Here is a 26,414-nt window from a genome sequence, read left to right on the forward strand (position 1 = left end):
CATTTTTGCTCTTGGCTCGCACGTTATTAAATTGTCTTACTATTTTTTATCCAGTCCAACTAATTTTCGTTGTTTTTCGTTAGCTTGATCGGCAACATACTTAATCACCGTTTTAAATTCTTTTGCAGTCGCATTTTCCGATAAATCCGCAATACTCTTATTGTATTTATTTACAATTTTTGTTACTTGTTCTTTCTCAGTCATGTAATTGAACCTCCAATTTTGCAAAAAACAGGTTTAAAGCTTGAATCATTCTAAAGCAGTATAGAATTAATTTTTCAACTAAAAGAAGCTTTATTACGAAAATCATCTATATCTACAATTCTAGCATCACTAAAGTAATCCTTTTTCATTTCTAAATACTGATCAAAAAAATGTTCTTCTAAACTAAATAAATTAGAAAGAAAAGTAGGTAAGATATTAAGTTGATTCAATAAAAGGGGTAAGTTGATTACATTTTTTTCAAGTACAAATTTAAGAAGTGAGCGAATTTTACCTGGTCTTACTGGAGGAATTTCATCGTCTAAAGGCTCAAATAACTTATATCCTTTTTTAGTTAGTTGTCCCCAAAAATATCGATTTTCTTGATAAGTCATCAATCCTAAACCATAGGCTCTCATTTCCAAAGCCGAAATCGAAACTAAATATTTTCTTTTTAAATCAATATAATAATCAGGATTCGATTTCCTTTTTAGTTCTAAGAAATCATTTGTAAACTCTTCTTCTGGCAATAGAAATATAGAAGCAAACAAATGTGCTTCCTTTTCAATAATTTTTAATTCTGCAGGAGTTAATATATCCATATCTATATCAGCATGTAATAAAAGGTGTCCTAATTCATGAACTAAATCAAAATTTCTTCTAACTGCAGATTTCTTAACAGTGCCTAAAATTATATATAATCGTCCATCATTTGTAACTGTACTATAAGCATCAATTTTGGATCCTAAATTCTTTTCTACAATATAAACCCCGCTATTTTCCAAAGTATACATTAGATTTTTATTGTCTTTTAAAGATAGTTCCGATCTAGCAAATTCCGCAACTTTTTTAATTATCTCTTTTCTTTCTAAATGGCTTTCTTTGATAAATTTCAAACTTTTTTCTCTAATATCTATTATAGGTGCCTTTGGAATTAACAGTTTCTGCTCAAAACAATTAATATAATAATCAATATAATTCAAAAAAGTAAGTTCAAGTTTTGTCTTTTTTCTAGATTCTCTATCTTCCGCTCTATATGCAATTTTTTCTTCACTAACCTTATTAGTAAGATAGCTAGATGAGAAAAAATATTTCGTCTCTACACAAAATAAACTGCGCAATTGATTTAATATCTCAATACGAGGCAGTATGGAATCATTTTCGTATTGCCATACTGCCTGCTCAGTTATTTTCAATTGATCCGCTAGTTCTTTTCTGGAGAGACCGTTTAATTCTCTTAAATTACTTAGCTTCTCTCCGTAAAACATAGAAATCATCCCAACTCTCTATTTAATTTGCTTCTTTTTTTGTATCGTCTTGATCTTTTGCAGCAACCCCATAACCAAATGACTGATTTTCATCCGCATAGATGCTTTCAGGAATTTTATCTCCCTTAACAATCTCAAGCTCTTCATCACTAATCGAATAGATACTTTTTTCTATCAACGGTGTTAAGTCTGCAACTTCAACCAAACTCATTTCATATTGATTTGGTAGCGTCAAAGCAATTTTGCTAATCATTTTGGATTGGGAATCAAATTCATATGTTACCACATAAAAACGATTGTATCCTTCTGGGGCCTTCATGGCAACATTTTTATTTATTGCTTCCATTTCAGGCAAAGAAAGTTCCAATTGAACTACTTTCTCAGATACTACCGACTGTAAAGATTCGCTATCAATGAGTGGGTTGTTGATGCCAGCATATTCATATAAATAATTTTCCTTTTTGTTACTATCCACTTTTCCGTTAAAAGTCTTTGTAATTCCTCGACTATTTTTTACAATTACTAGATACTTTTCTTGCGTATCTTCCAGAACGAACTGAAGATATTCCCAAGTATATCCTGCTTTCTCAATCGAACTTTGAACTTGATTGTAATTCGAACATGCTTCATCCACACTAGAATCTATATGATTCCCTTTAACCCAGGCATACGCAGCACTGACTTTTAAATCTTTTTGAGCTTGTCTTCTTACGTCAAGATACTCTTTGTATCCCTTCAAAATACCATCTACGATTGATTGACTCAACTCATTTGCTAAAGAAAACTTGTTCACACACTCCACCTCATATCCTTCTATTTGAAACTAATTATACTTTATTTATTAAAAAAAGAAAGTATTTTTCTTGTTTTTTTTAAAGTATAAAACAAGAGAAATCTGTCGTACGTTTTGAGAGTGTAAAATATTTTGTGTAAATAGAAAAAAGGAAGTCCCTTCTGTAGAATAGAGTTACCACAACATATTCACAGAAAAGAGGACTTCCATATGAACGATTTTACTACAGAAATTCTAAAGACTCTAGCGAACAAAGGCGATTTGAATGAATTATTCCTTGTCCATTTGGAAAAAGCTGTCAATACGCTTCTCAAAACGGAGTTAACGGCTTTCCTCGATTACGAAAAGTACGATCGCATTGGTTTTAACACGGGTAATTCTCGTAACGGCTCCTATGACCGTACGGTCAAGACCGAGTACGGGGAACTTCATCTCCAGATTCCGCGCGACCGCAACGGCGAGTTCAAGCAACAGACTGTTCCTGCTTATAGACGGACGAATGATACCTTAGAGGAGACCGTCATTCACCTCTTCCGAAAAGGTATTACCATGTCGGAAATCGCAGACTTGATTGAGAAAATGTATGGGCATCACTACGCGCCCCAAACCATGTCCAACATGACTAAAGTGCTGACTGAAGAAGTAAATGCATTTAAAGTTAGAACTCTAAATGATAAGTATGTCGCTATTTTCACGGATGCTACTTATATTCCTTTAAAACGGCAAACCGTCTCCAAAGAAGCAATCTATATTGCCATTGGTATACGAGAAGACGGCACTAAAGAAGTACTAAGTTATGCGATTGCTCCGACTGAATCGACCTACGTTTGGAATGAGTTGTTACAGGACATTTACTCCAGAGGGGTTCATGATGTCTTACTGTTTATTACCGATGGCTTAAAAGGCATGAAAGATACGATTCACCAGATTTATCCTAAAGCTAAATACCAACATTGCTGTGTTCACGTTTCCCGTAATATTGCTCATAAAGTACGTGTCAAAGATCGAAAAGAAATCTGTGATGATTTTAAGGCTGTTTATCAAGCTAGCTCAAAGGAAGAGGCAAATACCTTTTTAGGGAGTATGATTGAGAAGTGGCAGAAAACTTATCCTAAAGTGACGCAGTCACTGATAAAAAATCAAGATTTATTGACTTTTTATGAGTTTCCGCCTGGTATCTGCCGAAGCATTTACTCAACTAATTTAATCGAATCTTTCAATAAACAAATCAAGAAATACAGCCGCAGAAAAGAGCAGTTTCAAAATGAAGAATCACTAGAGCGTTTCCTAGTATCCATCTTTGATACATACAATCAAAAATTCTTAAATAGAAGCCATAAAGGCTTCCAACAAGTGACGGATACATTAGCTTCAATGTTTACTGAGTAACCCATTATTTTGCAGAAGGACGAGTTATTTACACAAAATTATTGACGCTCCCACGTTTTCCAAAGAACTATTTCACAATACCCCTTTATCACAATAAATATTAGAAATTTCCTTTAAAAAATCATATCCTTTTGGCACTAAAGGCGTGTAAAACTCACTAATCACACTCCCACCTGTATCTACATAACCCCTACCTTTAATTCGCTTCATAAAGAAGTTTTTATCGACCTCGCCAAACATCATAGAATACCCAAGTTCACTCATTCGCCCCAAAGCAACCCGGAAATTAAACTGATCGCGAATCCCATCTCCCAGATATTTCGCATCCGGTCTTTGACAAGCTAGAATCAAAAAGAAGCCAGACTGACGACCTAACATCACAATTTGTTTGAGCTTGTTCAAAATTACCGCACTTTCCTTCGTCGTTAACATTTCCATATACGCGACATATTCGTCAAAAATCAAAAAGTTTGGCGGAAGACCAAGATAGGCATAATTCTCTCCTGTTTTGTAGTCTGGCATTTCTTTCATCAACCGACTACGAGCCATCATGCGTTCATAGAAATCCTCCACACACGCAGAAATTTCTTCCTTTTGTGTATATACCTGGGGCATCACCGTACTTAAATCTGCCAGGTCCGCATTCTTTGGATCAAGGACAAACAATTCTGCGTCTGACTTCAATAGTGCTTGGATAATGGTGAGGAGGAAATAGGTCTTGCCTCCACCGGTACCGCCAGCGATTAACATATGCGGCAAGGAATCATAGGCCCACACTTGATTTTTCATCAATCGCAAAGCACCGTTTTCTGCCACCACCTCCTCAATCCCAATCCGATTGGCAATCATATCGTAAAGTAGTGTATATTCCACATAAGAATCTTTGAGTTCCTTTTCCACCAGCTCGCAATACAACCCACTTTCCAATTTCTTTTCCAACTTCAAGAGCTGATCCTGATATTTTCCCAGTGAAATTTGGACGCGAATCGAAAGCAAACCGTCCTTCATACGGTAATAAATTTTTGGGAAATAACTGACAGTCTCTTGGGTTCGATTCCTGTCAAGATCTTTGAAAAAGCCTTCACTTTTAGTTTGTTTCACTTCATACCAATGGTTTTCTAGAATCATTCGAGCTAGCTTCTGACGGTGCCACAAACTCCGCCAATGATTGTGGAAAAATTGAATATAAAGCAAGAACATACTTCCCGATAGCGCAAAACTTCCAAGCACGCGGACTAAATCTTTCATAGACCAAGTGATTTCAATTGTGGCAAGGGATAGACTAGAAAAATCCAGCTGCCCAAGCTCTTGAAAATAAAAGGCGCCCATCCATCCGATGAATAAGGTAATGAGCCAGCCAAGAACAAAGTGATAAACCAAGTGTTGATTGCCTGCTCGTATACGATGCCCTTTGTACAGTCTGATGTTTTCCACCTCCAATCGAGAGAAGCCCAATGTAATTTATTGGGCCAATTTCATTGATCATCCCTAATCTTTTCCCACAATAGGAAGTTGCTTGGTTTCTACTAGTTGCTTTAAAAAGCCTTCAATGGCATCCGGCATCTCAACGCCAAGGTCTTCCAAGGCGGATTCAGCTTCCCGACACAAACATTCATTTACTTCCACAACCATAAAGAATGACTCTTCTTCTCCTAGCCAATCCAGCACATCAAAGTCTTCTTCGCTATCGGTATCTACTCCCAGTGAACCTTGATGCATAATCAGGAACAGTTTTTCATCGTATGTCAAAGCTTTCGTGAGTTGTTCTTCGGTCAACTCTCCTTTACCATATTGATCGAGACAATCTAAAATATGCTCAACATTTATTTCCATAATCTTCACCTATTTCTTCCCTTCATTTTGGTTAGTAGGATTCCCTTGATTTTGCGGGCGTTTTAGCACCAAGTCATCCGCCTTGATAAACCAGTTGACCGTGGTTCCTTCTCGGAAAACATAATTGGCCACCGTATCCACAATTGGATTGACCAATTCAACTTCTGCGTCATAGGTAAACTCGCGTAAAGGAACATTCGATGGAATACTGACTTGAATCATTCGACCTTGTGCCGAGGATTTTAAATTATAGGTACGTTCTTTCACCTCGTTACTAACGGTTCCATCCTCATTTTGTTTCCGTACTTCCCGGCGTAATGCGGAAAATCGCAACTTACCAAATGTTAATCCTGAATCTACGACAATACCTTCTGTTAATCTCATCCTTTTTCCTCCTATGCTTTCACTAAATCATCGACATACAACACGTAATCCGTAAAACCACGGTTCTCGATTTCATAGCCTTTGGCAACCAATTGGGGATTCACGGCTTTTAGCGGTTGGTCTTGATCAAAATCCTTTTCACCGGCTTCCGCTGCCACCACCACTTCGATATCATCAGCTCGTTGTTTACTAGAATATAAATGGTAACTCCGACCAATTACGGTGGTATTTCGACCGTATCCTTCTGTGAGGATTTCTCCTTCACCGGCATAACTTATCTTTCCAAATGTTTCGGCCATATCTGGTACAACAAATTTCAATTCCATATTCTTTTCCTCTTTTCGTTTTAGTTTTAGATACAAAAATAGCGCGACCACTTTTTTAGGAGGCGGTCGCGCACGTTGGTTCTTAGGATTTACTTGTTTCATCTCATCACCTTAGTTTCGACGATTCCAGAAGTAATACCCAGCCGTCGCAAAGATCAAGGTGAAGCCAATGAACAGGAGAACATTGGAATTTTTCTCTCCAGTTTGAGGGAATGTCTTCACTGTAGGACTGGATTCTGGAGTGTCACTTGAAACAGTTGGTGTCTCCGGTTGTTCTGGCGTACTAGGTGTTGTCGGAACTTCTTTCGGTGTTAAAGTTTGGGATTTTTCTTTCAAATCCTCATTGTGTTTTCCATTGATGTTTCCATCTTTGTCATAATTGCTTTCCGCAAAGGTAAACTTGGTTTCTTCTGGATAGTTGCTGGTGTCGACTTTTTCTGCAAGTACGGTTTTGGTAAATTCTTTGTCATTGACTTCATACTCAATTTTACCAGATTTCCAAATTTCTTTGTTCGTACCATCTGGTAATAAAGCATACAGGATGGTTTCAAAAGCTTCCTTTGAACCATCCTGTACATCATGGGTAATAGACACATCATCGAACATATCCACCACATCCCCATGAGTGAAAGTCTGCGAACCATCTTCTAGGTGGGCTTTGGTTTGGATCGAAACATGCCGGTCAATCTCACTTTTGACAGTTTGGGCTTGATTGTTCAAGCTGGCATCTTTTGCGACTGGTTCATCGCCTGCTTCATAGGCTGCCTTGTTTTCATACACATAGTTGAATAAGACAATCGTTTTATCCAAGACTTGTTCAGTCGTCAATTTATGCAGAATTTCCCAGGTTCCTGTTTTCTCTTTATTCGCCAATATTGCGGTTGTTTCTGCAATCACGACTGGTTTTGCCTTCTCGTCTTTTTCTTGGGCAGCTTTTGTGGCTTCCACATCGATTGCTTGGGCCACAACATACCAATCGTCTTTGATTTCATGCAAGTTGTAACTCAATTTGTCGACTAATTCTGTAGATTCCAAGCTGGTTAGTTCTTTGTTTCCGTCTTTCCAAGTCGCAAGAGAAGTTAAACTGTCCTCTTCCTCAGGCAAATCATAAAGCATCAAACGGTTCAGACTGACAGAGAAATTCGTATTTGTTAGCTTCTCATAAGGAACTTTCACTGTTTTAATTGGCTGTTTTTGCCCTTTTTCGGTTATGGTAAAGACATACTCGCTTTTGGTGTAATCTTCTTTGTTTTCTTTAAAAGTAGAACGAATTTCTAGTGGCGTAATCTTTTGGAATCCTTCTGGTGCTTCTACTTCCTCCAATAAATAATCCCCATAAGGCAGATTTTCAAATTTGCCATAACCATCAAAACCTAGTTGTTCATTATAAGCTGTGGTGGCTTCATCTTTAGCACCCGTAATTTCCGCGGTTCCTTCCAATGGTGTTACCTTAAAGGTTAAGTCATTAAAGCCCGTTTCGGTAGTTCCGGTAGCTGATCCGGCAAACTTGAAGAAATCAAAGCCGAAACGGATTACTTGTTCTTTGGCAGTCATATCTCGGGTAATTACCGCATTCTCTGCGCTATCATCCACTTTTTTGATAGACACCGGATATTTTGTTTCATCCAAGGTATAGCCTTCTGTCGCTTTGGTTTCTTGCCAATAGTATTCATTAATGGCTAGATGCTTCACGGCTACTTGATTCTTCTCATCCAAAGTCAAGGTGACCGTTTCATCAGAAGCTTTGGTGCCTTTTACCAATTCTGGTTTAAAAGCCTCACTCCATTTAACAGCTTTTCCATCCTTAGCGGTAAACAAGGTGTACTCGGCTTCCGTAAATTCGGCTTTTCCTTGTGTCTGATCACCCGTATCTTTGTCTTCTTTTGTCAAAGTGGTTTCGCCAGTGATTTCTTGGTTCTGACCTTTTACATTGCTAGTAACCAACGCCACGGTTTGGTTGGCATAGTTCAATTCAACTTTTACTGGTTTGAAAGTATTCACGAAGCCATTACTCGCTTTGGTTTCTGTCACGTAATAGGTGCCTAATTCCAACGCATTGGCGATTTCTTTTGGTGTTTCCCCATGACCTTTTTCGTCAGTCGTGATTTCTTGGACGATTTCACCAGTTGGACTGTCTTTGCGAATGGCAAACGTATTGCCAGCTAAGGAATAATTCTCATTCCAAAGATCCGTCCCTGACTCAACTCCAGTTTTATCCAAAATGATTTGGCCTTTTTCTCGAGTGTTTTTTGAAGTTACAGAAATGGTCTCTCCGGCTTTAATGGTTGCGGTCAGTGGTGTGGTATCAATCGTATAAGGCGCCGGCACCGATTTTTCAGTAATCGTTACTTTCGTGCCATGGGGAATTCCATCCAATGTCGCCACTCCCTCTTTATCCGTAGTGACATCTTTTGTAGGTAACATTTTTCCGAAATCCAAATGGAAAACCGTTCCTGGTACAACACCACCTGATTCTTTATCAACTTTCTTGATTTTTAAAGAACCCTCCGTTTCTACATCAATTTTAACCGTGTAGCTATTCGGTTTATCAATTGCCCCCGCCATCAAAGTTTGTTGGCCGGCTTTTTTGTATGCCACAGGTGTTCCGGTGCCGGCGGATTTCTTTAGGGTTAACACACCGCTCTCTTTTGAGTTGGCATTAGGTGTAATCACCAATTGGTTGCCATTCACGCGATAATCAATATTGGCGGTATTGTCGACAACCTCATCAAATTCCGATAAATTCAGACCATTTGTATTGGTCACAGTTGTCGATTGGCCTAACACGGTTTTCACTGTGGAATTGTGAAAGCTTGGTTCCTTCTGATAATCCGTGATGGCCTGATTGATTTTTGCTTCAATGGCGGTAATATTTACTGCACTGCCATCGGAACGTTTAATGGAGTGAAGCGTGTAGCCATTGACTTCTTGCCAGATCATCTTTTGGGCCACAATATGGGTATCCACATCCGTGCCGGCATTCTTCCATAAAACAGAAACTAGTTTTGCTTTTTCCGGCATAGATGGCAGTGGATTCTTCTCATAACCTGGCGTGAATTCATTGTAAATCGGCACTCCTGGTTCAATACAGAAAATGTCTTGTTTTACACCATTATAGACAGCATAGTGCGGGACGGTGACTTCTGACATGGGCCGGCCGTCACTAAAAGTACCTTCGACCGCATATTGGTGCGCCAAATCCAGTTCCACCGTTACCGTTTGCGGATGGATAATTTCCTCGGCAAAGGCAATCGTTGGGCTAAGAGAGCCACCAATTGTTTGACCTAATAGAGCTAATGCCGCAAACAAGCGCCAATTCTTAAATCTTGGCTTTTTCATAAAATAAATCTCCTTTCATTTTTGGATAATAAAAAAGAGACATCCACGTTTGAATGCCTCAAGTGTTTAAAAACTATTCTTTTCAATAATCATCAGATGCCATATATCAAAAATTCCAAAGAGACTTTTCCGATATAAGCATATTGAATAATGCGATCTGTGTTCGGAATATCTTTTCCATTCTCGTATCTATCCATCGACCATTTCGTGATAGGTGGTGAAAAAAACTTTCCAAAGTCTTCTCTTTCTAAACGATAATCCCTTCGAATTTTCCGAAATCTTAATCCCATTCGGAATGGATCCAACTTTTCAAATTGGTTAATCTTATTTCCTTTCTTCAACATCTTGCCGAAAGTATCTCCATACAAGATATAAGGAACTGTCACTTTACCTAAGTAAGCAACATTCATTATTCTTTCAATATCAGGGATGTTTATCCCCTTTTCCCACCTAGTTACAACATTCTTTCCAGCAGGTCGAGTGAATTTCTTCCCAAATTTTTCTAATGTCTCACCTCTATTTTTCCGAATCTCTTGCATTCGGTTGCCCATTGCGTCCCTATCAACAACGGGTAATTTAAAAGAACCATCATCTTGTTTGATATCCATCAAAATTTCTTTTCCGTCGTTAGTTAACAGCTGAGTGATCTTTTGAACTGCATTTTTGGATAATGGGCGACTTTTATTCAAAAACTTATTAAGAAGAGAAATTTCAATATCTAGTTGTTTAGACAATTCCTCTCGAGAAAAATTATTGATGCTTTGATATTTTTCTAAATCTTTCAGGATTTGCCAATTTTTTTCGTCTAAATGTTTGATAAAGGAATCCACACCAAGAACTTCACTTAAAATTTTGTCACTCTTTTTCGATATGCTACGTAAGCCATTTTCATATTTTACAATTGTAGCTTGTGAGATATTTGATATTTTTGCTAGTTCTTCTTGGGTTAATTGTTTAGATACTCTAACTTCTTTTAAATGATTTCCCATTTTGATTAACTCATCTTTATTTGTTTGCATGAAAAAAGCACCTCCTTATGAGATGCTTTCATCATACGCTGACAAGTAAAAATCCTCAAGGGAAATATTCCTTTTTTGTCCTTTTTTATTGGTCTGTGACAACCGTATGACAGTTTAAACTTTTTTAAACGGGTAAATCACGGATTTTCCGCCACTCGAAAAGACTGATTTAACAGTGTTTTCAGTTGATAACAAGCTATTTCGCGTTATCCTGGTCATCCATTTTCAAAACAGCCATGAAGGCTTCTTGAGGTACTTCGACCGAACCAATTTGTTTCATGCGTTTTTTTCCTTCTTTTTGTTTCTCTAATAGTTTTCGTTTACGGGAAACATCGCCACCGTAGCATTTGGCTAGGACATTTTTCCGCAAGGCTTTGATATCTGAACGAGCGACAATTTTTTGGCCAATTGCAGCTTGGATAGGCACTTCAAATTGCTGGCGTGGGATCAATTTTTTTAGCTTTTCAACGATAGCTTTGCCACGTTCAAAGGCAAATTCTTTATGGACAATGAAGCCTAAAGCATCGACTTTTTCAGCATTCAAAAGAATATCCATTTTCACGAGTTTGCTTTGACGGTAGCCAGACATTTCATAATCTAGTGAGGCGTATCCTTTTGTACTTGATTTTAATTTGTCAAAGAAGTCAAAAATAATCTCTGACAAGGGAATTTCATAGACCACATTTACGCGATAATCATCGAGATAATCCATGGTTACAAAGTCGCCGCGTTTGCGTTGGGATAGCTCCATTACGGCACCTACGTAATCATTAGGAACCATGATTGTCGCTTTTACATAAGGTTCTTCTACATTTAAAATAGAGACTTGATCTGGAAAATCAGCTGGATTATCTACAGTCAGCTGGGTACCATCTGTCTTATTCACGTGATAGATAACTGATGGCGCCGTTGTAATTAAATCTAAATTAAATTCACGTTCTAATCGTTCTTGCACCACGTCCATATGCAACAATCCTAAGAAGCCACAGCGGAAACCAAAGCCTAATGCTTGAGAGGTTTCTGGTTCAAACTGTAAAGCTGCATCATTTAATTGTAGTTTTTCTAATGCTTCACGTAGATCATTGTATCGTGATGTGTCGATTGGATACAGGCCACAATAAACCATGGGATTCATATGACGGTATCCTTCCAGTGCTTCGGTCGCTGGATTGTCTGCTAAAGTAACCGTATCCCCGACACGAGTATCTTGGACCGTCTTGATTGCTGCAGTGATGTAGCCTACATCACCCACCATCAAGTAATCACGCTTGATACTCTTTGGAGAAAAGACCCCGACTTCCGTTACTTCAAATGTTTTGCCGTTGCTCATTAATTGAATACGGTCCCCAGGCTTTACGACACCATCCATAACCCGTATATTTAAGACAACTCCACGATAGGCATCATATACAGAATCAAAGATCAGTGCTTTCAAAGGTGCTTCAAGCTCACCTGTTGGTTCAGGTACATAAGCTACGATTTGCTCTAAAATTTCTTCAATTCCGATCCCTGCTTTGGCACTCGCTAGGACGGCTTCGCTTGCATCAATCCCAATTACATCCTCAATTTCTTTGCGTACGCGCTCAGGATCGGCGGCTGGTAAGTCAATTTTATTGATGACTGGTAAGATTTCTAAGTCATTGTCCAGTGCTAAGTACACATTCGCTAGGGTCTGCGCTTCAATCCCTTGCGCGGCATCGACGACCAGTACAGCTCCTTCACAGGCAGCAAGACTTCGCGATACTTCATACGTAAAGTCGACGTGTCCAGGAGTGTCAATTAAATGGAAGATATACGTATTGCCATCTTGAGCAGTGTAGTTCAATTCGACAGCATTTAATTTAATGGTAATTCCGCGCTCTCTTTCTAAATCCATGGAATCAAGTAATTGAGCTTGCATTTCACGGGAGGATACGGTATTGGTTTTTTCAAGAATACGATCGGCTAAGGTCGACTTGCCATGATCGATATGAGCGATGATTGAAAAGTTTCGAATCATCTTTTGACGCTTTTTCATTTCTTCAACTGTATGCATAGGTACTCCTTCATTTCTTTTAATCAGCTTTTCTTATTATACCAACGCAAGCAAGAGATTCAAAGTCTTTTCTATTCAACTAGCTAAACAATCCGCAAGATGTCTGTTATACTTTGTCTATAAATTGAAGTATTGGAGTTGGAACGATGGAATTTGATTCAAGTCACCAGTTAGAAATTCGGCCAGTGGAAGAAAAAGATGTCGATCAATTTAATGAATTGTTGAGCTACGTCTTCCAAATCACTGAATCAGATATTGAAGAAAGTGGATTTGAGAGCAAGCGTGAAATGATTAAATCCAAAAAACCAATTTTAGAATTATCCAAAGTGTTTGGTTGGTTTAATAAAGAGCAGCTCGTTTCACAAATTGCAATCTATCCTTGCGAGGTCAATATTCACGGAACAATCTACAAAATGGGCGGCGTGACTGGTGTAGGCACCTATCCTGAGTATGCCGGTCATGGCTTAATGCAAGGCTTAATTCGCTTAGCGTTGGAGCACATGCGTAAGGACAAGCAATGGATATCTTATCTCTATCCTTACAATATTCCATACTATCGTCGCAAAGGCTGGGAAATTATGTCCGACAAAATTTCCTTTAAAATTCGTGACACACAATTGCCTAAAACGATTGCTGTGCCGGGGATGGTCGAACGACGCGATGTCGACCATGAAGATGTCTACAGAGTCTATGACCTCTTTGCCAAAGAAAACCACGGAGCACTGCAGCGCATCTCGTTTCACTGGGAAGAATATTGGCGCTACGAGAATGAAGATCAGCGAACGGCGGCTATTTACTACGATGAACATGGTCAACCGACAGGCGTTTTGTTTTATTGGGTAGCCGAAGAAGTCTTTCACATTAAAGAAATGTTTTACCTCAACCAAGAGGCGCGTAATGGCTTATGGAACTTTGTGTCTGCACATTTTTCGATGGTGTACTGGGTAAAGGGTGACATTTATAAAAATGAACCTCTTGCCTTTTTACTGGAAGATAGTCAGATCAAAGAAGAAATTGAGCCGTACTATATGGCCCGTATTGTTGATGTAGAAGAATTTTTAAAGAGTTTCCCTTTCAAGTCCTTCAGCCGCCCGTTTCATTTTCAGATTCATGACCCGATTGCCGAGTGGAACAATGGTGTTTTTAGTTTAAGCTATGACGAAGACACGCAGTCAACCCGGATCTCGAGTGAACCAATTGGTCATGCCGTTTCGATTGACATTCAGACCCTGACTTGCTTACTCATGAATTACCGCCGTGCTTCTTATCTTTCACGCATTGAGCGTTTAACGACAGATAAAGAGACTTTACGGACATTGGAACGAATCATCCCAGACATGGAAGCGTACTTTAGTGATTATTTCTAAAAGGAGGAAATCGGAATGCATCTTTATTTTGCTGCCCCTTTATTTTCAGAAAGTGATGTTCTTTTTAATGCACAGTTAGCAAAAGCCATTCGCGAGAAATATCCAGAGCATACAATCTATTTGCCACAAGAAAATGCGGCAATTAACGACAAGCAAGCGTACGCTGACAGCAAGATGATTGCCTTAGCAGATACAGCTGAAGTGCAAAAAAGCCAGCTGATGATTGCTTTATTGGATGGGTTGACGATTGATCCAGGTGTTGCGTCTGAGATTGGTATCGCCTATGCGTCAGGGATTCCTGTCGTTGCGCTTTACACCGATAGCCGGCAACAAGGTGCGATGAATCAACAAAAACTGACGGCTTTGCAAACGATTGGTGAAAATCAATTCCATTACGCGAATCTATATACGATAGGCTTGATTAAACTAAATGGTGCAATCTACGCTTCGACAAGTGAGCTACTTCTTGGCTTAGACCAGTATTTAAAGGAGCGTGACGTGTAATTGTCTACTTATCATAAAGTACGGTGGAGTTTGCTTGCATTTTCATTTCTCACCCTACTTGCGACCATTCGCGAGTGGTTTCTTAGCCCGGCTTCTGGAATGGTTGTTGTCATTGAATGTTTGGCTGGTATTGCGTTGATTTTTGCACCTGATATGATTCGTAAGGTACTCCATCTCTACTTTCCGAAAGCAACGATCTATTTTTATTGGTTCTTTCTCTTTATGTCTGTCTTTTTAGGCAGTTGTCTGCATCTGATGGATTTGATTCCATTTTGGGATAAAATTCTTCATGGCACGAGCCCGATGTTGCTTTCTATGATTGGCTATGGCATCATTACCAATGGCTTACAACAAGTTCCTACGAAGAACATTCCAGTCTGGGTTTTTCTTTTATCTGGTTTTGGCTTTGCAGGTATTTGTGGTGTATTTTGGGAGTTTTGGGAATTCACTTGCGATACTTTCGCCAATTTGAATCTCCAACGGTATCAAACACTTGCTGGTGTCCCCTATGTCGGCCGAGCAGCACTAATGGATACATTGGGTGACTTAGCTGTCAATACCATTGGTGCCATACTGATTGCAATCTATTCTTACATTCAAGCTCATGGTTCGGGTGATTATTTTATCATCTATCGCATCATTAAAAGCAAACATGGTAAACCCGAAAATGATGATTATCTCGCTCTGTAGAATGAACTGTGACATTAAAAAAAGACCAGCAAATCCAAAAGTTATTTTTTAAACTTCTGGGTTTGCTGGTCTTTTTGATGAACAATGCTGCCTCATGTTCTTAAAAGGTGTTCTAAATTGTCCATTTACTCTTCTATGATTGGTTCATTTTGAAAAACTAAGTGATCGTCTAGCAAAGAAATAATAACTCGAGTCTTAGGCATCACCCTACCTGAGATAATTTCTTTGGCTAATGGTGTTTCGACTTCTCGGGTCACAAATCGTTTCAATGGTCGTGCACCATATGCAGGCTCATACCCATTTTCAGCAATCCAATCTTTTGCTTCGTCTGATAGTTCAAGATAGATTTCTTGTGCGTCTAAGCGCCGTGCAACTTGTGCAACAATCTTATCAACGATACCTTTGACATTATCTAGACTTAGTGGGGTAAATAAAATGGTGTCATCAATCCGATTTAAAAATTCTGGCTTAAAGCTTCCTCTTAACAATCCTAATACTTGTTCTTTGACCGCTTCAGGAATCGTGCCATCTTGGGTAACCCCTTCTAGCAACAAGTTTGATCCGATGTTACTCGTCATAATCATCACTGTATTTTTAAAATCAACGACGCGACCTTTCGAATCTGTCAGACGTCCATCATCCAATACTTGCAACAAAATATTAAAGACATCCGGATGAGCTTTTTCAATTTCATCTAATAAGACAATGGTATAAGGATTTCTACGGACAGCTTCTGTCAATTGTCCACCTTCTTCATAGCCGACATAGCCAGGAGGCGCTCCGACTAATCGTGAAACAGAATGTTTTTCCATATATTCACTCATATCAATCCGAACCATATGATCTTCAGAATCAAAGAGATTTTCAGCGAGTGCTTTCGCTAATTCGGTCTTCCCCACACCTGTCGGACCTAAAAATAGAAATGATCCTAATGGTCGATGTGGATCTTGCAGTCCAGCTCTTGAGCGGAGAACCGCATCACTAACAGCATCTACAGCTTCATCTTGGCCAATCACTCGTTGATGTAAGGTTTCATTGAGCTTCATGAGTTTTTCACGTTCACCTTCGACCAACTTCGTAACAGGAATGCCTGTCAGACGTCCAACAACCGTGGCAATTTCATTTTCTGTCACCGATTCTTGTACCATCCGGCCTAATTCAGTACTGTTTTTTTCTTCTAATTCTTGTAATTCCTTCGTTAATTGTGGAATCGTGCCATGACGCAACACAGCAGCTCGCTCTAAGTCATAATTGTTTTCAGCATCTTCTAGTTCATGCTTGGCTTGATCGATTTCAGCTCGCTTAGTCGAAACCGCGTTGACTTCTTCTTTTTCTGTCTCCCATTGCATCTTCATCGCATTGGCCTCTTCACGCAAATCTGCTAATTCTTCTTGCAAGTTTGCTAGGCGTTTTTTCGAGGCATCGTCATTTTCTTTTTTCAATGCCGCTTCTTCGATTTCTAATTGCATAAGCCGTCTCGTTACTTGGTCAAGCTCAGTCGGCATTGAATTCATTTCGACACGGATAGTTGCACAAGCTTCATCTACTAAGTCAATCGCTTTATCCGGCAAGAAGCGATCAGTGATATAGCGGTCAGACAGTGTAGCCGCTGCGACTAGTGCATTGTCATGAATATTCACGCCATGGTGAATTTCAAAACGTTCTTTTAAGCCCCTTAAAATAGAGATTGTATCTTCGACTGTCGGTTCTTTGACTAGTACCTTTTGGAAACGACGCTCTAAGGCTTTATCTTTTTCCATGTATTGACGGTATTCATCTAGTGTTGTCGCACCAATTGTGTGCAGCTCACCACGTGCAAGCATAGGTTTAAGCAGATTGCCTGCGTCCATACTACCTTCTGTTTTACCTGCACCGACAATATTATGAATTTCATCGATGAATAAAATAATATGGCCATCTGACTTTTTAACTTCTTGTAAAACGGCTTTTAACCGTTCCTCAAATTCGCCTCGGAACTTGGCTCCAGCGATTAATGCCCCCATATCCAATGAAAAGATGGTTTTATCTTTTAAATTTTCTGGGACATCTTTGCGAACAATTCGTTGTGCTAATCCTTCGACAATAGCCGTTTTACCGACACCAGGTTCTCCAATTAATACGGGATTATTTTTGGTTTTCCGAGACAAAATACGCACAACATCACGAATTTCTTCATCTCGTCCGATAATTGGGTCCATTTTGCCATTTTTTACTTGTTGGATTAAGTCTACACCATACTTTTCCAGTGCTTTGTATGTTTCTTCTTGATTTTGTGAAGTCACTCGATCCCCACCTCGCATTTCTTCAATCGTTGTTTTTAATTGCTTTTCAGTCAACTGTTGGTTTGTTAGATATCGTGTGAGTACATGATTTTTTAGTTTCATAAGCGCCAGGACAACCATTTCAGTTGCTAAATAGTCATCTTGAAATTCTACTCTTAATTTATCTGCTTCAGTCAATAAGTGAAAAAGATTTTGGCTCATTGTTTGACCATAATTTACTTGACTACCTTCGACAACTGGTAATTCGTCTAATAAACGATCCACTTCTTGTTCAAATGCATCCACATCAAGGCCGGCATCTTTGTAAAGATTACGTGCAAAATGGTTCGGTTGCAAAAAAATCTTCCAAAGATGAACAATATCAATCTCTTGATGATGGCGAGTTATCGCCACTTGTTGTGCTTCGGCCAGAGAACTTTGCATCGTGGTCGTCATTTTTTCCATTTCCATTTGCTATTCCTCCCATCAGGTAAGAATATTTTCTTACAAACCCTATTATATCTATTTAGTCAGTAAAGGTCAAAAGAAACGCCTCAACGATTATGAATCTTTTTCCTCACTTTTCAATAGATGAATTTCCTGTTGGATTTGACGTCTTTTTTCGACTAATACATAAAAAAATCCTAATAAAAATGGGAGCAGATATGTCGCCAAACGATACAATAACAGCGTTGATACAGCTACGACGGTCCCAGCAACTGGTTGAAAGAGATACGAAAAAACAAATTCAAATGAGCCAACGCCAGCTGGTGCTGGTAGCACACCTGCTAAAACAGTTGAGAAACTAATAAGAGAAAATGACTGAAACCAGGTAATGTCTACGCCAAACCCATTAAAAAGAATGTATGGCAGTGAATACCAACACAAAAATTTTAACAAACTAATTCCTAACAATTGTACTGCCAGCAAAGGACTCGATAGAACTCGACTCATCGTCAGACGTAAGGCATCGATTGACTCAGAAAATGAATCAAGCTGGTCACGCCATTTTTCACGTCGGATATGCCGTTTGGCAACGTTTAGTAGCCATTCTTGTAATCGATGATTCATCACAAAACAAAGCAGCGTTACTACAATCGCCAACGTAGCCGTACATCCACTGACAATGAGCCAAAACAAGGATTGCTGTTCCTGCCATAAATAGGTTGCTTGAAAGAGCAAGCAGCTGAAGGCGTAGAAAAAGGCGGTTAGCTTATACAAAATAATTCGTAAACTTGCAATACCCATACTTTCTGAATAACTAATATCACGCTGATGGTAAAACGAAACCTCCGAAAGCAACGTCCCAACCCCAAATGTGACTAAGCGGAAAAAAGCAGTATACCCACTCAACCAAAACCCATCACGAAAAGAAAAGTTTGGCTGAATCGGCGCAATGAGTGTGCGAATCAATTTACCTTCAAGCACTTGATAGCTACTTCCACATATAAATGTAGCGGCTAATAATAAGGGGCTCGTAGCAAGCATTTGACTGAGAATATCTTTTAGCGAATGGCTTAATAAATAATAAGCAACCCCAATTAAGAGTGCCAGTATGAGACAATTGCCAATAATACGATAGGTTGCTTTTTGATTCATATGGTCCTCCTCTTAATGATAAAAAAGAATCAACAAGCAATCCACCACAATCCCAATCACAAATGCAATAAGAAATTTTTGCTTTCTCGTCTTATGATGAAATAGACGGCTAGCTAGCAAACCTCCCGCACCACCACCGATGCCACTTATAAATAGAAGATTTGCTTCTGGAACACGCCACTTGTGTCGAATTGCTTGTCGCTTGTCATACCCCATTAATCCAAAAGTGTAGAGGTTGACAATGAGTAAATAAAACCAAATAGGATTACGAACAAATTCATTCCATAGATACTTCACTCAATCTGCTCCTCCTTTTTTGGTACTAGGACGGTCATCCCTTTTGGTACAACTTCTAATTCGACTGGTAGATAGGCAGTCGGGTCACCGTCTGTTCGTGTTTGTACTTTATGCTCTTTGGCACGAATGGTGAGTTTTTGACTTGAAAAATAGACGATATCACGGATTTTATCGACATGCCCTAAAATGATATAAGGCAATAATCGAAATGTTTTCCAAAGTGATAGCGTTTCTAAAATCGTGACGTGCATTTGACCATCATCAGGCGTTGCATTTTCATCAAAGTGAACATAGCCACCTGCTGAATTGGTCATCGTGATAGTCAACAATGCTACTTTGCCTTGCCATACTTTATCATCTGTTTGAATGGTTAGATGGTAGCGTTTCTTTTTGATCCACAATTTTAAAAATCGCTTCATAAAGGCAAATGGTCCGAAAGTTTGTTTTTCTTTCTGGCTGACCCGAGCAGCTGTGTCCGCTAGAATACCGATCGTCAAGGTGGAGATGATGACGTCTTCTTGATTGATTAAGGAATAGTCTACTTCTTTAGGTTGCCCATCGGTAATTAGCGCAAAGGATTCTTCATTGATCAATGGAATTTCCAAAGACCGAGCAAAGTTATTCACGGTTCCTCCTGGAATGATACCGATAGTATATTGATCCAATTGATCTTTAAAGGTCTTTACTAAATGATGGATGGTCCCATCCCCACCGATAAAGACTAAGCGACTTGCTTGAAAGTCTTCTGCCTTTTGACGAATGGTAGCTGCAGAAATGTCGGTATTTGATTGTTGTAGCTCTACCAACCAGTTCTCTTTTTTTGTGGCAATAAACGATTTTAGCTGCAACGCAATTTTTTTGCCTGCATTTTTCCCTGAAGACTCATTATAAAGTAGTAAGACTCGTTCCATCTGTGTCCTCTCCTAAAAAAACAGACGAGTAGCATTGTCACATACCCGTCCGTCCTTCCTTTTGCTTATTTTGTTTCGTTTGCGTTTAGCTCAATAATTTTCACAATGACATCAGTCGCTTTTTCCATGCTTTCAACTGCAACAAATTCATAACGACCATGCATATTTTCACCACCAGCAAAAATATTTGGTGTTGGAATACCCATAAATGAAATTTTTGAGCCATCTGTTCCTCCACGGACAGGCTCAATAATCGGCTCGATTGCTAGTTGTTCCATAGCACCTTTGGCTAACTCAATAATTGAAAGGTCCTTTTCGATGACTTCTTTCATATTGTAGTATTGGTCGTACATATCAATGACCACACGCTCTTGATTAAATGCCGCATTCATTTTTTCTTGAATCGCTAAAAGATTTTTTTTGCGGTTTTCAAAGGATTCGCGGTCATGGTCACGGATGATGTAACTCATACTAGCTTCTTCCGGTGTACCTGAAAAGCCCATCAAGTGATAAAAACCTTGTGTGCCGTCTGTTTTCTCAGGAACTTCTTCGCCCGGTAGTTGATTATGAAAGTCAATTGCCAGTTGCAACGCATTGATCATCGTATTTTTTGCGCTCCCTGGATGGACATTCTTACCTAGAAATTGGATAGTAGCTTGTGCAGCATTGAAAGTTTCATATTGCAATTCACCAACTGGTCCGCCATCCATTGTATAAGCAAAATCAACGTTAAAATCATTGACATCAAATTTATCTGCGCCAACTCCAATTTCTTCATCTGGACCAAAGGCAACTCTCACTTCACCGTGCTCAATCTCAGGATGTGCCAATAAAAATTCCATGGCACTCATAATTTCAGCGATTCCTGATTTGTCATCAGACCCTAGTAAAGTTGAGCCATCCGTTGTGATGAGGGTTTGGCCTTGATAATTTTTTAAGAATGGAAAGTCTGTTGTATTTAAAGTATATTTTCCTTCTGCATCTAGAGTGATTGTTGATTCACCGTCATAGTTTTCGACAATTTGCGGTTGGACATTGTCCGCAGAGAAGTCAGCCGTATCCATATGTGAGATGAAGCCGATTGAGCGGACATTTTTAGTCGTATTAGCTGGTAAAGTAGCAAGCACAAAGCCATTCTTAGCGTAATATTGTACATCGCTCATGCCGATTGCTGTCAGTTCTTTTGCTAGTTCGTGAGCAAAAGCGATTTGCGTTTCTGTTGAAGGAGTGGTTTGACTTTCTGGATTTGAGCGTGTTTCTGTTTTGACATAGCGTAAGAAACGTGGGACTAAATTTTCATATTTTGACATTTCAATAAACTCCTATCTAAATTCAAATGGATTGGTATTGACTTCTGATGGAATAATATCCACGTCCCAATCTAATTCTTTTTTCCATTGTAGCATTTTTTCTACAAATTTTGAGATACAAAGGACTTCTATATAATGACCTGGATCGATCACTGTTAAGCCATTGGTTTGCATATCGTGGGCTGTATGATAATAGACATCACCCGTAATGTAGACATCCGCATGTTTCCGTAAAGCATCGGTATAAAGATTGCCACCTGTTCCTCCACAGATTGCCACTATCTGAATGACTTCTTTCGCAGGGGTTGGTTGGATTAGCCGTAAGCCATCTAATTGAAACGTTTGCTTGACCTTTTGGACAAACTCTTCTGTCTTCATTGGTTTTTTCAGCTGACCTACTCGCCCGATACCATAAGTCTTAGGTGGATTTCCTAAAGAAAGAATATCATATGCCACTTTTTCATATGGGTGGGCTTCTTTCATTGCCAAAAGAATGTCTGCTTCTAGCGTCTCTAAATATAAGACTTCCACGCGCTCTTCTTTGACTTCTTGTGCTTGGTTTCGTTCACCAATCACAGGATTCGCGCCATCAAGTGGTGTAAAGCGTCCGACACCCACTGAAGAAAAACTCGTCGCTTGATAATTTCCTTGCTGCCCTGCACCAGCTTTTGCCAAGGCTTTTCGCACATCCGCAGCAGCATCTGTCGGGACATAGACTACTAATTTTTTCCATTGTACTCGGTGCGTCTCTTTTAAATAATCTTGAACCTCAATATCGAGCTGCTCACAAAACCAATCATTTAAGCCGTCCCAAATAATATCCATATTAGTGTGGGCAGCATAGACCGCAATATCGTGTTTCACTAAGTCCATATACATCTTGGTCTGCAAATCGCTCGGTACAAGTCGTTGAATCGGTCTAAAAATAGGCGGATGCTTGGCAACAATCAAATCGACACCCTTCTTAATGGCTTCTTCAACGACTTCTGGTCGTACATCCAATGTCATCATAATGCGCTGAATCGGCTTGGCTAACGTACCAATATGTAAGCCAACTGGATCACCTTCTTCCGCCAGCCAAAGTGGACAGTACGTTTCAAACTTCTGAATAAATGTTTGCCCATCGATACTCATACAAACAACTCCTTAATTAGTGCCAGCTCTTCTTGAATTTGAGCAAGCTTTTCAGTAGGTACGGTTTGCGCCTGTTGCAAGTTCGCCAATACACGCTCTTTTTGTGTTTGTTCGTGTTGCCATTTCTTTAAAAATACCGGTGTAGGCTGTTGCATCAAAAATGGCCCGAATAAGCGTTCTTTTTTGGTGTAATGGACTGGAGATGCTGTAGGCTCAGCGACCATTACTTCATAGATTTTCCCTTGTTCTTCAATTATTTCTTCGGCAATAAGCTGATAATGGTGCGCCATTAACCAGCTGCGTAACCCCTCTTCGCCGATATTGGGTTGCAGTACAAGTCGACTAACACCAACTAGTTTGCCAGTTGCTCGCCCTTCTTCTAAGATGGATGCGATTAACGAGCCACCCATTCCGGCGATAGTGATTACTTGAATCCCATCTTCTGGCGTAATTGCTTGTAAGCCATTCGCTAGGCGGACATCGATCCGATTAGCAAGCCCTTGGCGTTGTACTTGATTTTTTGCAGATTGATACGGTCCAGGGGCTACCTCTCCGGCAATCGCATAGGATATTTTCTCATTTAACATCAGATACACTGGAAGATAGGCATGATCTGATCCAATATCGGCAATTCGAGCCTGATTAGGGACATAGCTACCCACGCAAGCTAGTCTTTTTGAAAGGAAATGCTCATTCACTTTCTTTCATTCCTTTCTTATCTCATAGTCATTTTTTAAGGACGTTCTCGTCTGTTTCGACCAGACATACTCACTTCCTGTGATAAATAACGGATTCGTTCCATAATTCGTTTTGCCTTTAATGGCTCTATTTCTCCTCTTTGGGTAACGCTTAGGTGCTCTTCTAATTCATCCATTGAAAAATTAGAAGAGAAAAAAGTCGGCAAATGCTCTTGCATTCGGTACTGCAAAATGACGCCTAACACTTCATCCCTAATCCAACTACTCAAAGAATCTGCCCCAATATCATCAATCATTAAGATTGGTGCTTGCTTCACTCTAGTCAGCTCGGGGCCGACAGTTTCTTTACCAATTGCTTGTTTCATTTCAACGGCAAACGTCGGAAAGTGAAGGAGAGTCGTCATGTAGCCAGCTTCAGCCAAGTCACGTGCGATCGCGCCAAGTAAATACGTCTTACCCACACCAAAACTCCCCACAAAGTATAATCCTTTATGAAAATCCTTGGGTGCAGCTGTATAGGCATCGACAAATTCAAATGCACTGATCCATGCATCTCCTCGACCCGATGTGCGTTCATACTCTTTTAAGGATGCATTTTGGATGTCTTTTGGCATACTAATCGTTTGAATGCGACTCGCTACTTCTTGCCGGTGTTCCTTCTCTAGCAATGCTTTTGTCGGGACATAGGTGACATCGATAAAATGATAATTCAGTGTCAGCGTAGGCTCATAGCCAGGTGCAATCATAGCTGGATCATTTTGAATAAATTTTCGCTTCTCTTGTACAAACTCATACAGTTTTGCAAAACTCTTCTCGATGTCTTGTTGGGTAATAGCAGACTGGTGCTCAACTAGAAATTGTTTGACTTCTTCATTTTGTAAAATTTCTTGTTTCATTTCCTCGTAGCGCATACGATAATTTTTTTTGTTCATCAGTTGGTCTAAATTTTTTCCTACATCCTCCATCACTATTCACCTTCTTTTCGCTTTAAGTACGCTTGGAAGCGTTCATTCATTTCATCCGTCAAAGCAACTTCGGAATCTTCTACTTGTTCATTGCTTACTTTTTTGGCTTCTTGCTCGACTAACCATTTGGGTAGTTGCTCTTTTCTGGTCACTTTATTTGGAGTATAGCGGGATTGATTAGTTCGTTGTTGTTTGGCTGTCTGAGCTTCTTTGGCTAACGTTCGAACGAGCTGGATAGCGGCCTCGGGTGTCCCGACTTTTTTCTCAGACCAATCTGCCGATATTTTGTCGACGAGTTTTTGTGGCAATACACTGTTATTTTTCACAACTAAAGCATAATGTAACAATACATTGATGACACTTTTCGGTAATGGGCTACGTTCTACTAAGTCGCGGACAATCCATTCTTCTAACTTCGTCGGATAACTATTTTTCTCCAATTTAATTGCTGCCAAGTAATCAGCGGGCGATATTTGTTCACTTTCTTTAATAATCTGAATATCCAAATCAGAAAAACCTGTCAGTTTTAAGGTATTAAAACGGCGAATCTCTGCATCCTCTGTCTCTTTATTGACGGAAGATTCTTTGAAACGTGTCGTTCTTCGGCTAGCGACAATCCGTTTTTCTAGCTCATCACTTTCTACCATGCCAGTCGCAATATTAACAACATCAGCCATATATTGCACCAGATCCATTTCATCTAAGCCATAATACTGATGATATAATGACAATTTTTTGGAGAATTCATCCGTGAAGTTTTTCGCTGAAATTTGTTTTTTCTGCGCATGAAACTTCAAAAATGACCAATCTAGCTGATCGTCAAGCACTACAGCGGGTTCTGATTCCTTTGAAAAATGGCTAGCGATTTGTTCTAATTTGGCTTGGTCTCGCTGGTAATCAGCTAGTTGAAATGAATAGACATCTGTAAAGTTTTTTGTGATATTTGTGTAAGCTGACCATGTGTAGCGAGGAATCATGTAACGTTTGGCTAGTAACTGGAATCGTCGCTCGCCTACCATATTCTTCAATAAAAAAGAATAAGTCGAATCAGCAAAAAAGCGTACCGGTGACAAGGGTTCTTGCAATTCATACGCATACAATAAGCCGAACTCACTTAAATTTTTTTGGTAGCTCGTAAGTAATCCGATTCCTTCTAAATGGTACCGTGCATCTAAGAAGCGCTGCATACCAAAATTTAATTGATTTAATAAATCCAAATGCGTATACTCAGCGGTGCTGGCATCATTTGCTAAAGCGAAATATAGCGTCAGTGCATCAGATCCGATAATGGGCTGATAGAGTGCTGTTAGTGCCTGTACGCCATCATCGGATAATGGGACAGCTTTGTATGCTTGATACAGGCTATTTGGTTGTATTTCTGACATGTATTCTGTCCCCTTTTCTGTCCCCTTTATAGTTTGCATTTATTTTTTATTGGCTTTGTCTACGATATCTTGCAATTCTTTTAAAAAGACTGACATATCCTTGAATTGACGATAGACACTTGCAAAGCGTATGTAGGAAATTTCATCCAAATTTACGAGTTCTTCCATCACAAATTCACCAATTTGGTTGGTTGATACTTCTTTATCTCCCATTTCGCGTACGCGAGCCTCTACATGGTCAACGACACTTTCCATCTGTTCCATCGCGACTGGACGTTTTTCTGCCGAACGGATCAAGCCCCGTAAAATTTTCTCTCGACTAAATTCTTCTCGATCACCATTTTTTTTCACGACAAGTAGGGGTGTTTCTTCAAGCCGCTCAAACGTCGTAAAACGAAAACCACAATTTTCACACTCACGACGACGACGGATGGCACGCCCGTCATCAGCTTGACGACTATCAATAACACGGGAACTATTATAATGGCACTTTGGACAATGCATAACACTCACCTCATTATTTCAATCTATTCTCAAGTTTGATGTTTTCTACACCAATCTTTTATTTCATATATTATAACACGAAAGTTCTTTTTGCTAATACTACAATAACCAAATTTCTAAGTGAATCCTCACTCAAATCAACCAAAATATCCATTCAGACTGAAACACAATAAAGAAAACGCAATGAACTGTACCAAAACAA

At 39.5% G+C, this 26,414-nt stretch carries 24 protein-coding genes; 4 read left to right on the top strand and 20 right to left on the bottom strand.

Annotated elements, in window-relative coordinates; translation table 11 throughout:
* Positions 1-39: 39 nt before the first annotated feature.
* The 3 genes from NE257_RS04540 to NE257_RS04550 form a co-directional block, all read right to left on the bottom strand.
* A complete protein-coding gene (locus NE257_RS04540; RefSeq protein ID WP_010754272.1) occupies positions 40-204 on the bottom strand; it encodes a hypothetical protein in 165 nt (54 codons plus the stop codon).
* Positions 205-278: 74 nt separating this feature from the next.
* Positions 279-1,469 carry a spr1629 family repressor/antitoxin gene (locus NE257_RS04545; RefSeq protein WP_251885892.1) on the bottom strand — a complete coding sequence of 397 codons (1,191 nt, stop codon included), beginning with the start codon at positions 1,467-1,469 and terminating at the stop codon, positions 279-281.
* Positions 1,470-1,491: 22 nt separating this feature from the next.
* Positions 1,492-2,262 (bottom strand): spr1630 family ClpXP-sensitive toxin, encoded by a 771-nt coding sequence (locus NE257_RS04550; RefSeq protein ID WP_081118555.1) that lies wholly within the window; start codon positions 2,260-2,262, stop codon positions 1,492-1,494.
* Between the two features lie 210 nt (positions 2,263-2,472).
* Here NE257_RS04550 and NE257_RS04555 point away from each other — a divergent pair, with 210 nt between their 5' ends.
* Positions 2,473-3,651, top strand: coding sequence for an IS256-like element ISEfm2 family transposase (locus NE257_RS04555; protein WP_251885893.1), 1,179 nt, complete (start codon positions 2,473-2,475; stop codon positions 3,649-3,651).
* Between the two features lie 72 nt (positions 3,652-3,723).
* Here the strand turns inward: NE257_RS04555 and NE257_RS04560 are convergent, their stop codons facing one another.
* The 7 genes from NE257_RS04560 to lepA all read right to left on the bottom strand — a co-directional run bounded on the left by NE257_RS04560 (position 3,724) and on the right by lepA (position 12,587).
* Positions 3,724-5,070 carry an FtsK/SpoIIIE domain-containing protein gene (locus NE257_RS04560; RefSeq protein WP_251886444.1) on the bottom strand — a complete coding sequence of 449 codons (1,347 nt, stop codon included), beginning with the start codon at positions 5,068-5,070 and terminating at the stop codon, positions 3,724-3,726.
* A gap of 69 nt (positions 5,071-5,139) precedes the next feature.
* A complete protein-coding gene (locus NE257_RS04565; RefSeq protein WP_081118557.1) occupies positions 5,140-5,493 on the bottom strand; it encodes a damage-inducible protein J in 354 nt (117 codons plus the stop codon).
* The gene (locus NE257_RS04570; RefSeq protein ID WP_081118558.1) at positions 5,494-5,868 is read right to left on the bottom strand and encodes a YdcP family protein; all 375 of its coding nucleotides are present in this window, start codon (positions 5,866-5,868) and stop codon (positions 5,494-5,496) included.
* Between the two features lie 11 nt (positions 5,869-5,879).
* Entirely contained in the window at positions 5,880-6,194 is a 315-nt protein-coding gene (locus NE257_RS04575; protein ID WP_251886445.1) for a YdcP family protein, read from the bottom strand.
* A gap of 111 nt (positions 6,195-6,305) precedes the next feature.
* On the bottom strand, positions 6,306-9,533 hold the full coding sequence (gene fss3, locus NE257_RS04580; RefSeq protein WP_251885894.1) for a fibrinogen-binding MSCRAMM adhesin Fss3: 3,228 nt from the start codon (positions 9,531-9,533) through the stop codon (positions 6,306-6,308).
* A 92-nt stretch (positions 9,534-9,625) separates the two neighbouring features.
* A complete protein-coding gene (locus NE257_RS04585) occupies positions 9,626-10,552 on the bottom strand; it encodes a helix-turn-helix domain-containing protein (RefSeq protein ID WP_251885895.1) in 927 nt (308 codons plus the stop codon).
* 196 nt (positions 10,553-10,748) lie between these two features.
* Positions 10,749-12,587 carry a translation elongation factor 4 gene (gene lepA / locus NE257_RS04590; RefSeq protein ID WP_251885896.1) on the bottom strand — a complete coding sequence of 613 codons (1,839 nt, stop codon included), beginning with the start codon at positions 12,585-12,587 and terminating at the stop codon, positions 10,749-10,751.
* Positions 12,588-12,733: 146 nt separating this feature from the next.
* On the opposite strand from lepA, the gene NE257_RS04595 reads away from it, so the two are divergent.
* The 3 genes from NE257_RS04595 to NE257_RS04605 are packed head-to-tail and all read left to right on the top strand — an operon-like array spanning position 12,734 to position 15,148.
* Positions 12,734-13,954: a GNAT family N-acetyltransferase gene (locus tag NE257_RS04595; RefSeq protein WP_251869088.1), complete on the top strand. Its 1,221-nt coding sequence runs from the start codon at positions 12,734-12,736 to the stop codon at positions 13,952-13,954.
* 15 nt (positions 13,955-13,969) lie between these two features.
* The gene (locus NE257_RS04600) at positions 13,970-14,458 is read left to right on the top strand and encodes a nucleoside 2-deoxyribosyltransferase (RefSeq protein ID WP_251885897.1); all 489 of its coding nucleotides are present in this window, start codon (positions 13,970-13,972) and stop codon (positions 14,456-14,458) included.
* A complete protein-coding gene (locus tag NE257_RS04605; RefSeq protein ID WP_251885898.1) occupies positions 14,459-15,148 on the top strand; it encodes a DUF2238 domain-containing protein in 690 nt (229 codons plus the stop codon).
* Positions 15,149-15,273: 125 nt separating this feature from the next.
* Here NE257_RS04605 and clpB read toward each other — a convergent pair whose 3' ends face one another.
* The 10 genes from clpB to nrdR form a co-directional block, all read right to left on the bottom strand.
* On the bottom strand, positions 15,274-17,880 hold the full coding sequence (gene clpB / locus NE257_RS04610; protein ID WP_007208238.1) for an ATP-dependent chaperone ClpB: 2,607 nt from the start codon (positions 17,878-17,880) through the stop codon (positions 15,274-15,276).
* 90 nt (positions 17,881-17,970) lie between these two features.
* On the bottom strand, positions 17,971-19,008 hold the full coding sequence (locus tag NE257_RS04615) for a lysylphosphatidylglycerol synthase transmembrane domain-containing protein (protein WP_251869092.1): 1,038 nt from the start codon (positions 19,006-19,008) through the stop codon (positions 17,971-17,973).
* 12 nt (positions 19,009-19,020) lie between these two features.
* The gene (locus NE257_RS04620; RefSeq protein WP_007208236.1) at positions 19,021-19,305 is read right to left on the bottom strand and encodes a DUF1294 domain-containing protein; all 285 of its coding nucleotides are present in this window, start codon (positions 19,303-19,305) and stop codon (positions 19,021-19,023) included.
* Positions 19,302-20,216, bottom strand: coding sequence for a diacylglycerol/lipid kinase family protein (locus NE257_RS04625; protein ID WP_251869093.1), 915 nt, complete (start codon positions 20,214-20,216; stop codon positions 19,302-19,304). Before NE257_RS04625 ends, NE257_RS04620 begins: the two co-directional genes overlap by 4 nt.
* Before the next feature lie 65 nt (positions 20,217-20,281).
* Positions 20,282-21,526, bottom strand: coding sequence for a peptidase T (gene pepT / locus NE257_RS04630; RefSeq protein ID WP_251885899.1), 1,245 nt, complete (start codon positions 21,524-21,526; stop codon positions 20,282-20,284).
* Between the two features lie 12 nt (positions 21,527-21,538).
* Positions 21,539-22,660, bottom strand: a complete 1,122-nt coding sequence (locus NE257_RS04635) for a Nif3-like dinuclear metal center hexameric protein (protein ID WP_251885900.1) — start codon at positions 22,658-22,660, stop codon at positions 21,539-21,541.
* A complete protein-coding gene (locus NE257_RS04640; RefSeq protein WP_251885901.1) occupies positions 22,657-23,358 on the bottom strand; it encodes a tRNA (adenine(22)-N(1))-methyltransferase in 702 nt (233 codons plus the stop codon). The genes NE257_RS04635 and NE257_RS04640 overlap by 4 nt, the downstream gene beginning before the upstream one ends.
* Before the next feature lie 35 nt (positions 23,359-23,393).
* Positions 23,394-24,323, bottom strand: a complete 930-nt coding sequence (dnaI, locus tag NE257_RS04645; RefSeq protein ID WP_251885902.1) for a primosomal protein DnaI — start codon at positions 24,321-24,323, stop codon at positions 23,394-23,396.
* Between the two features lie 2 nt (positions 24,324-24,325).
* Positions 24,326-25,708, bottom strand: coding sequence for a replication initiation and membrane attachment family protein (locus tag NE257_RS04650; RefSeq protein WP_251885903.1), 1,383 nt, complete (start codon positions 25,706-25,708; stop codon positions 24,326-24,328).
* A 39-nt stretch (positions 25,709-25,747) separates the two neighbouring features.
* Complete coding sequence (nrdR, locus tag NE257_RS04655; RefSeq protein WP_040366524.1) at positions 25,748-26,212, bottom strand: transcriptional regulator NrdR; 465 nt, start codon at positions 26,210-26,212, stop codon at positions 25,748-25,750.
* Positions 26,213-26,414 lie beyond the last annotated feature (202 nt).

The organism is Enterococcus italicus (assembly GCF_023743875.1).
GTDB lineage: Bacteria > Bacillota > Bacilli > Lactobacillales > Enterococcaceae > Enterococcus_G > Enterococcus_G italicus.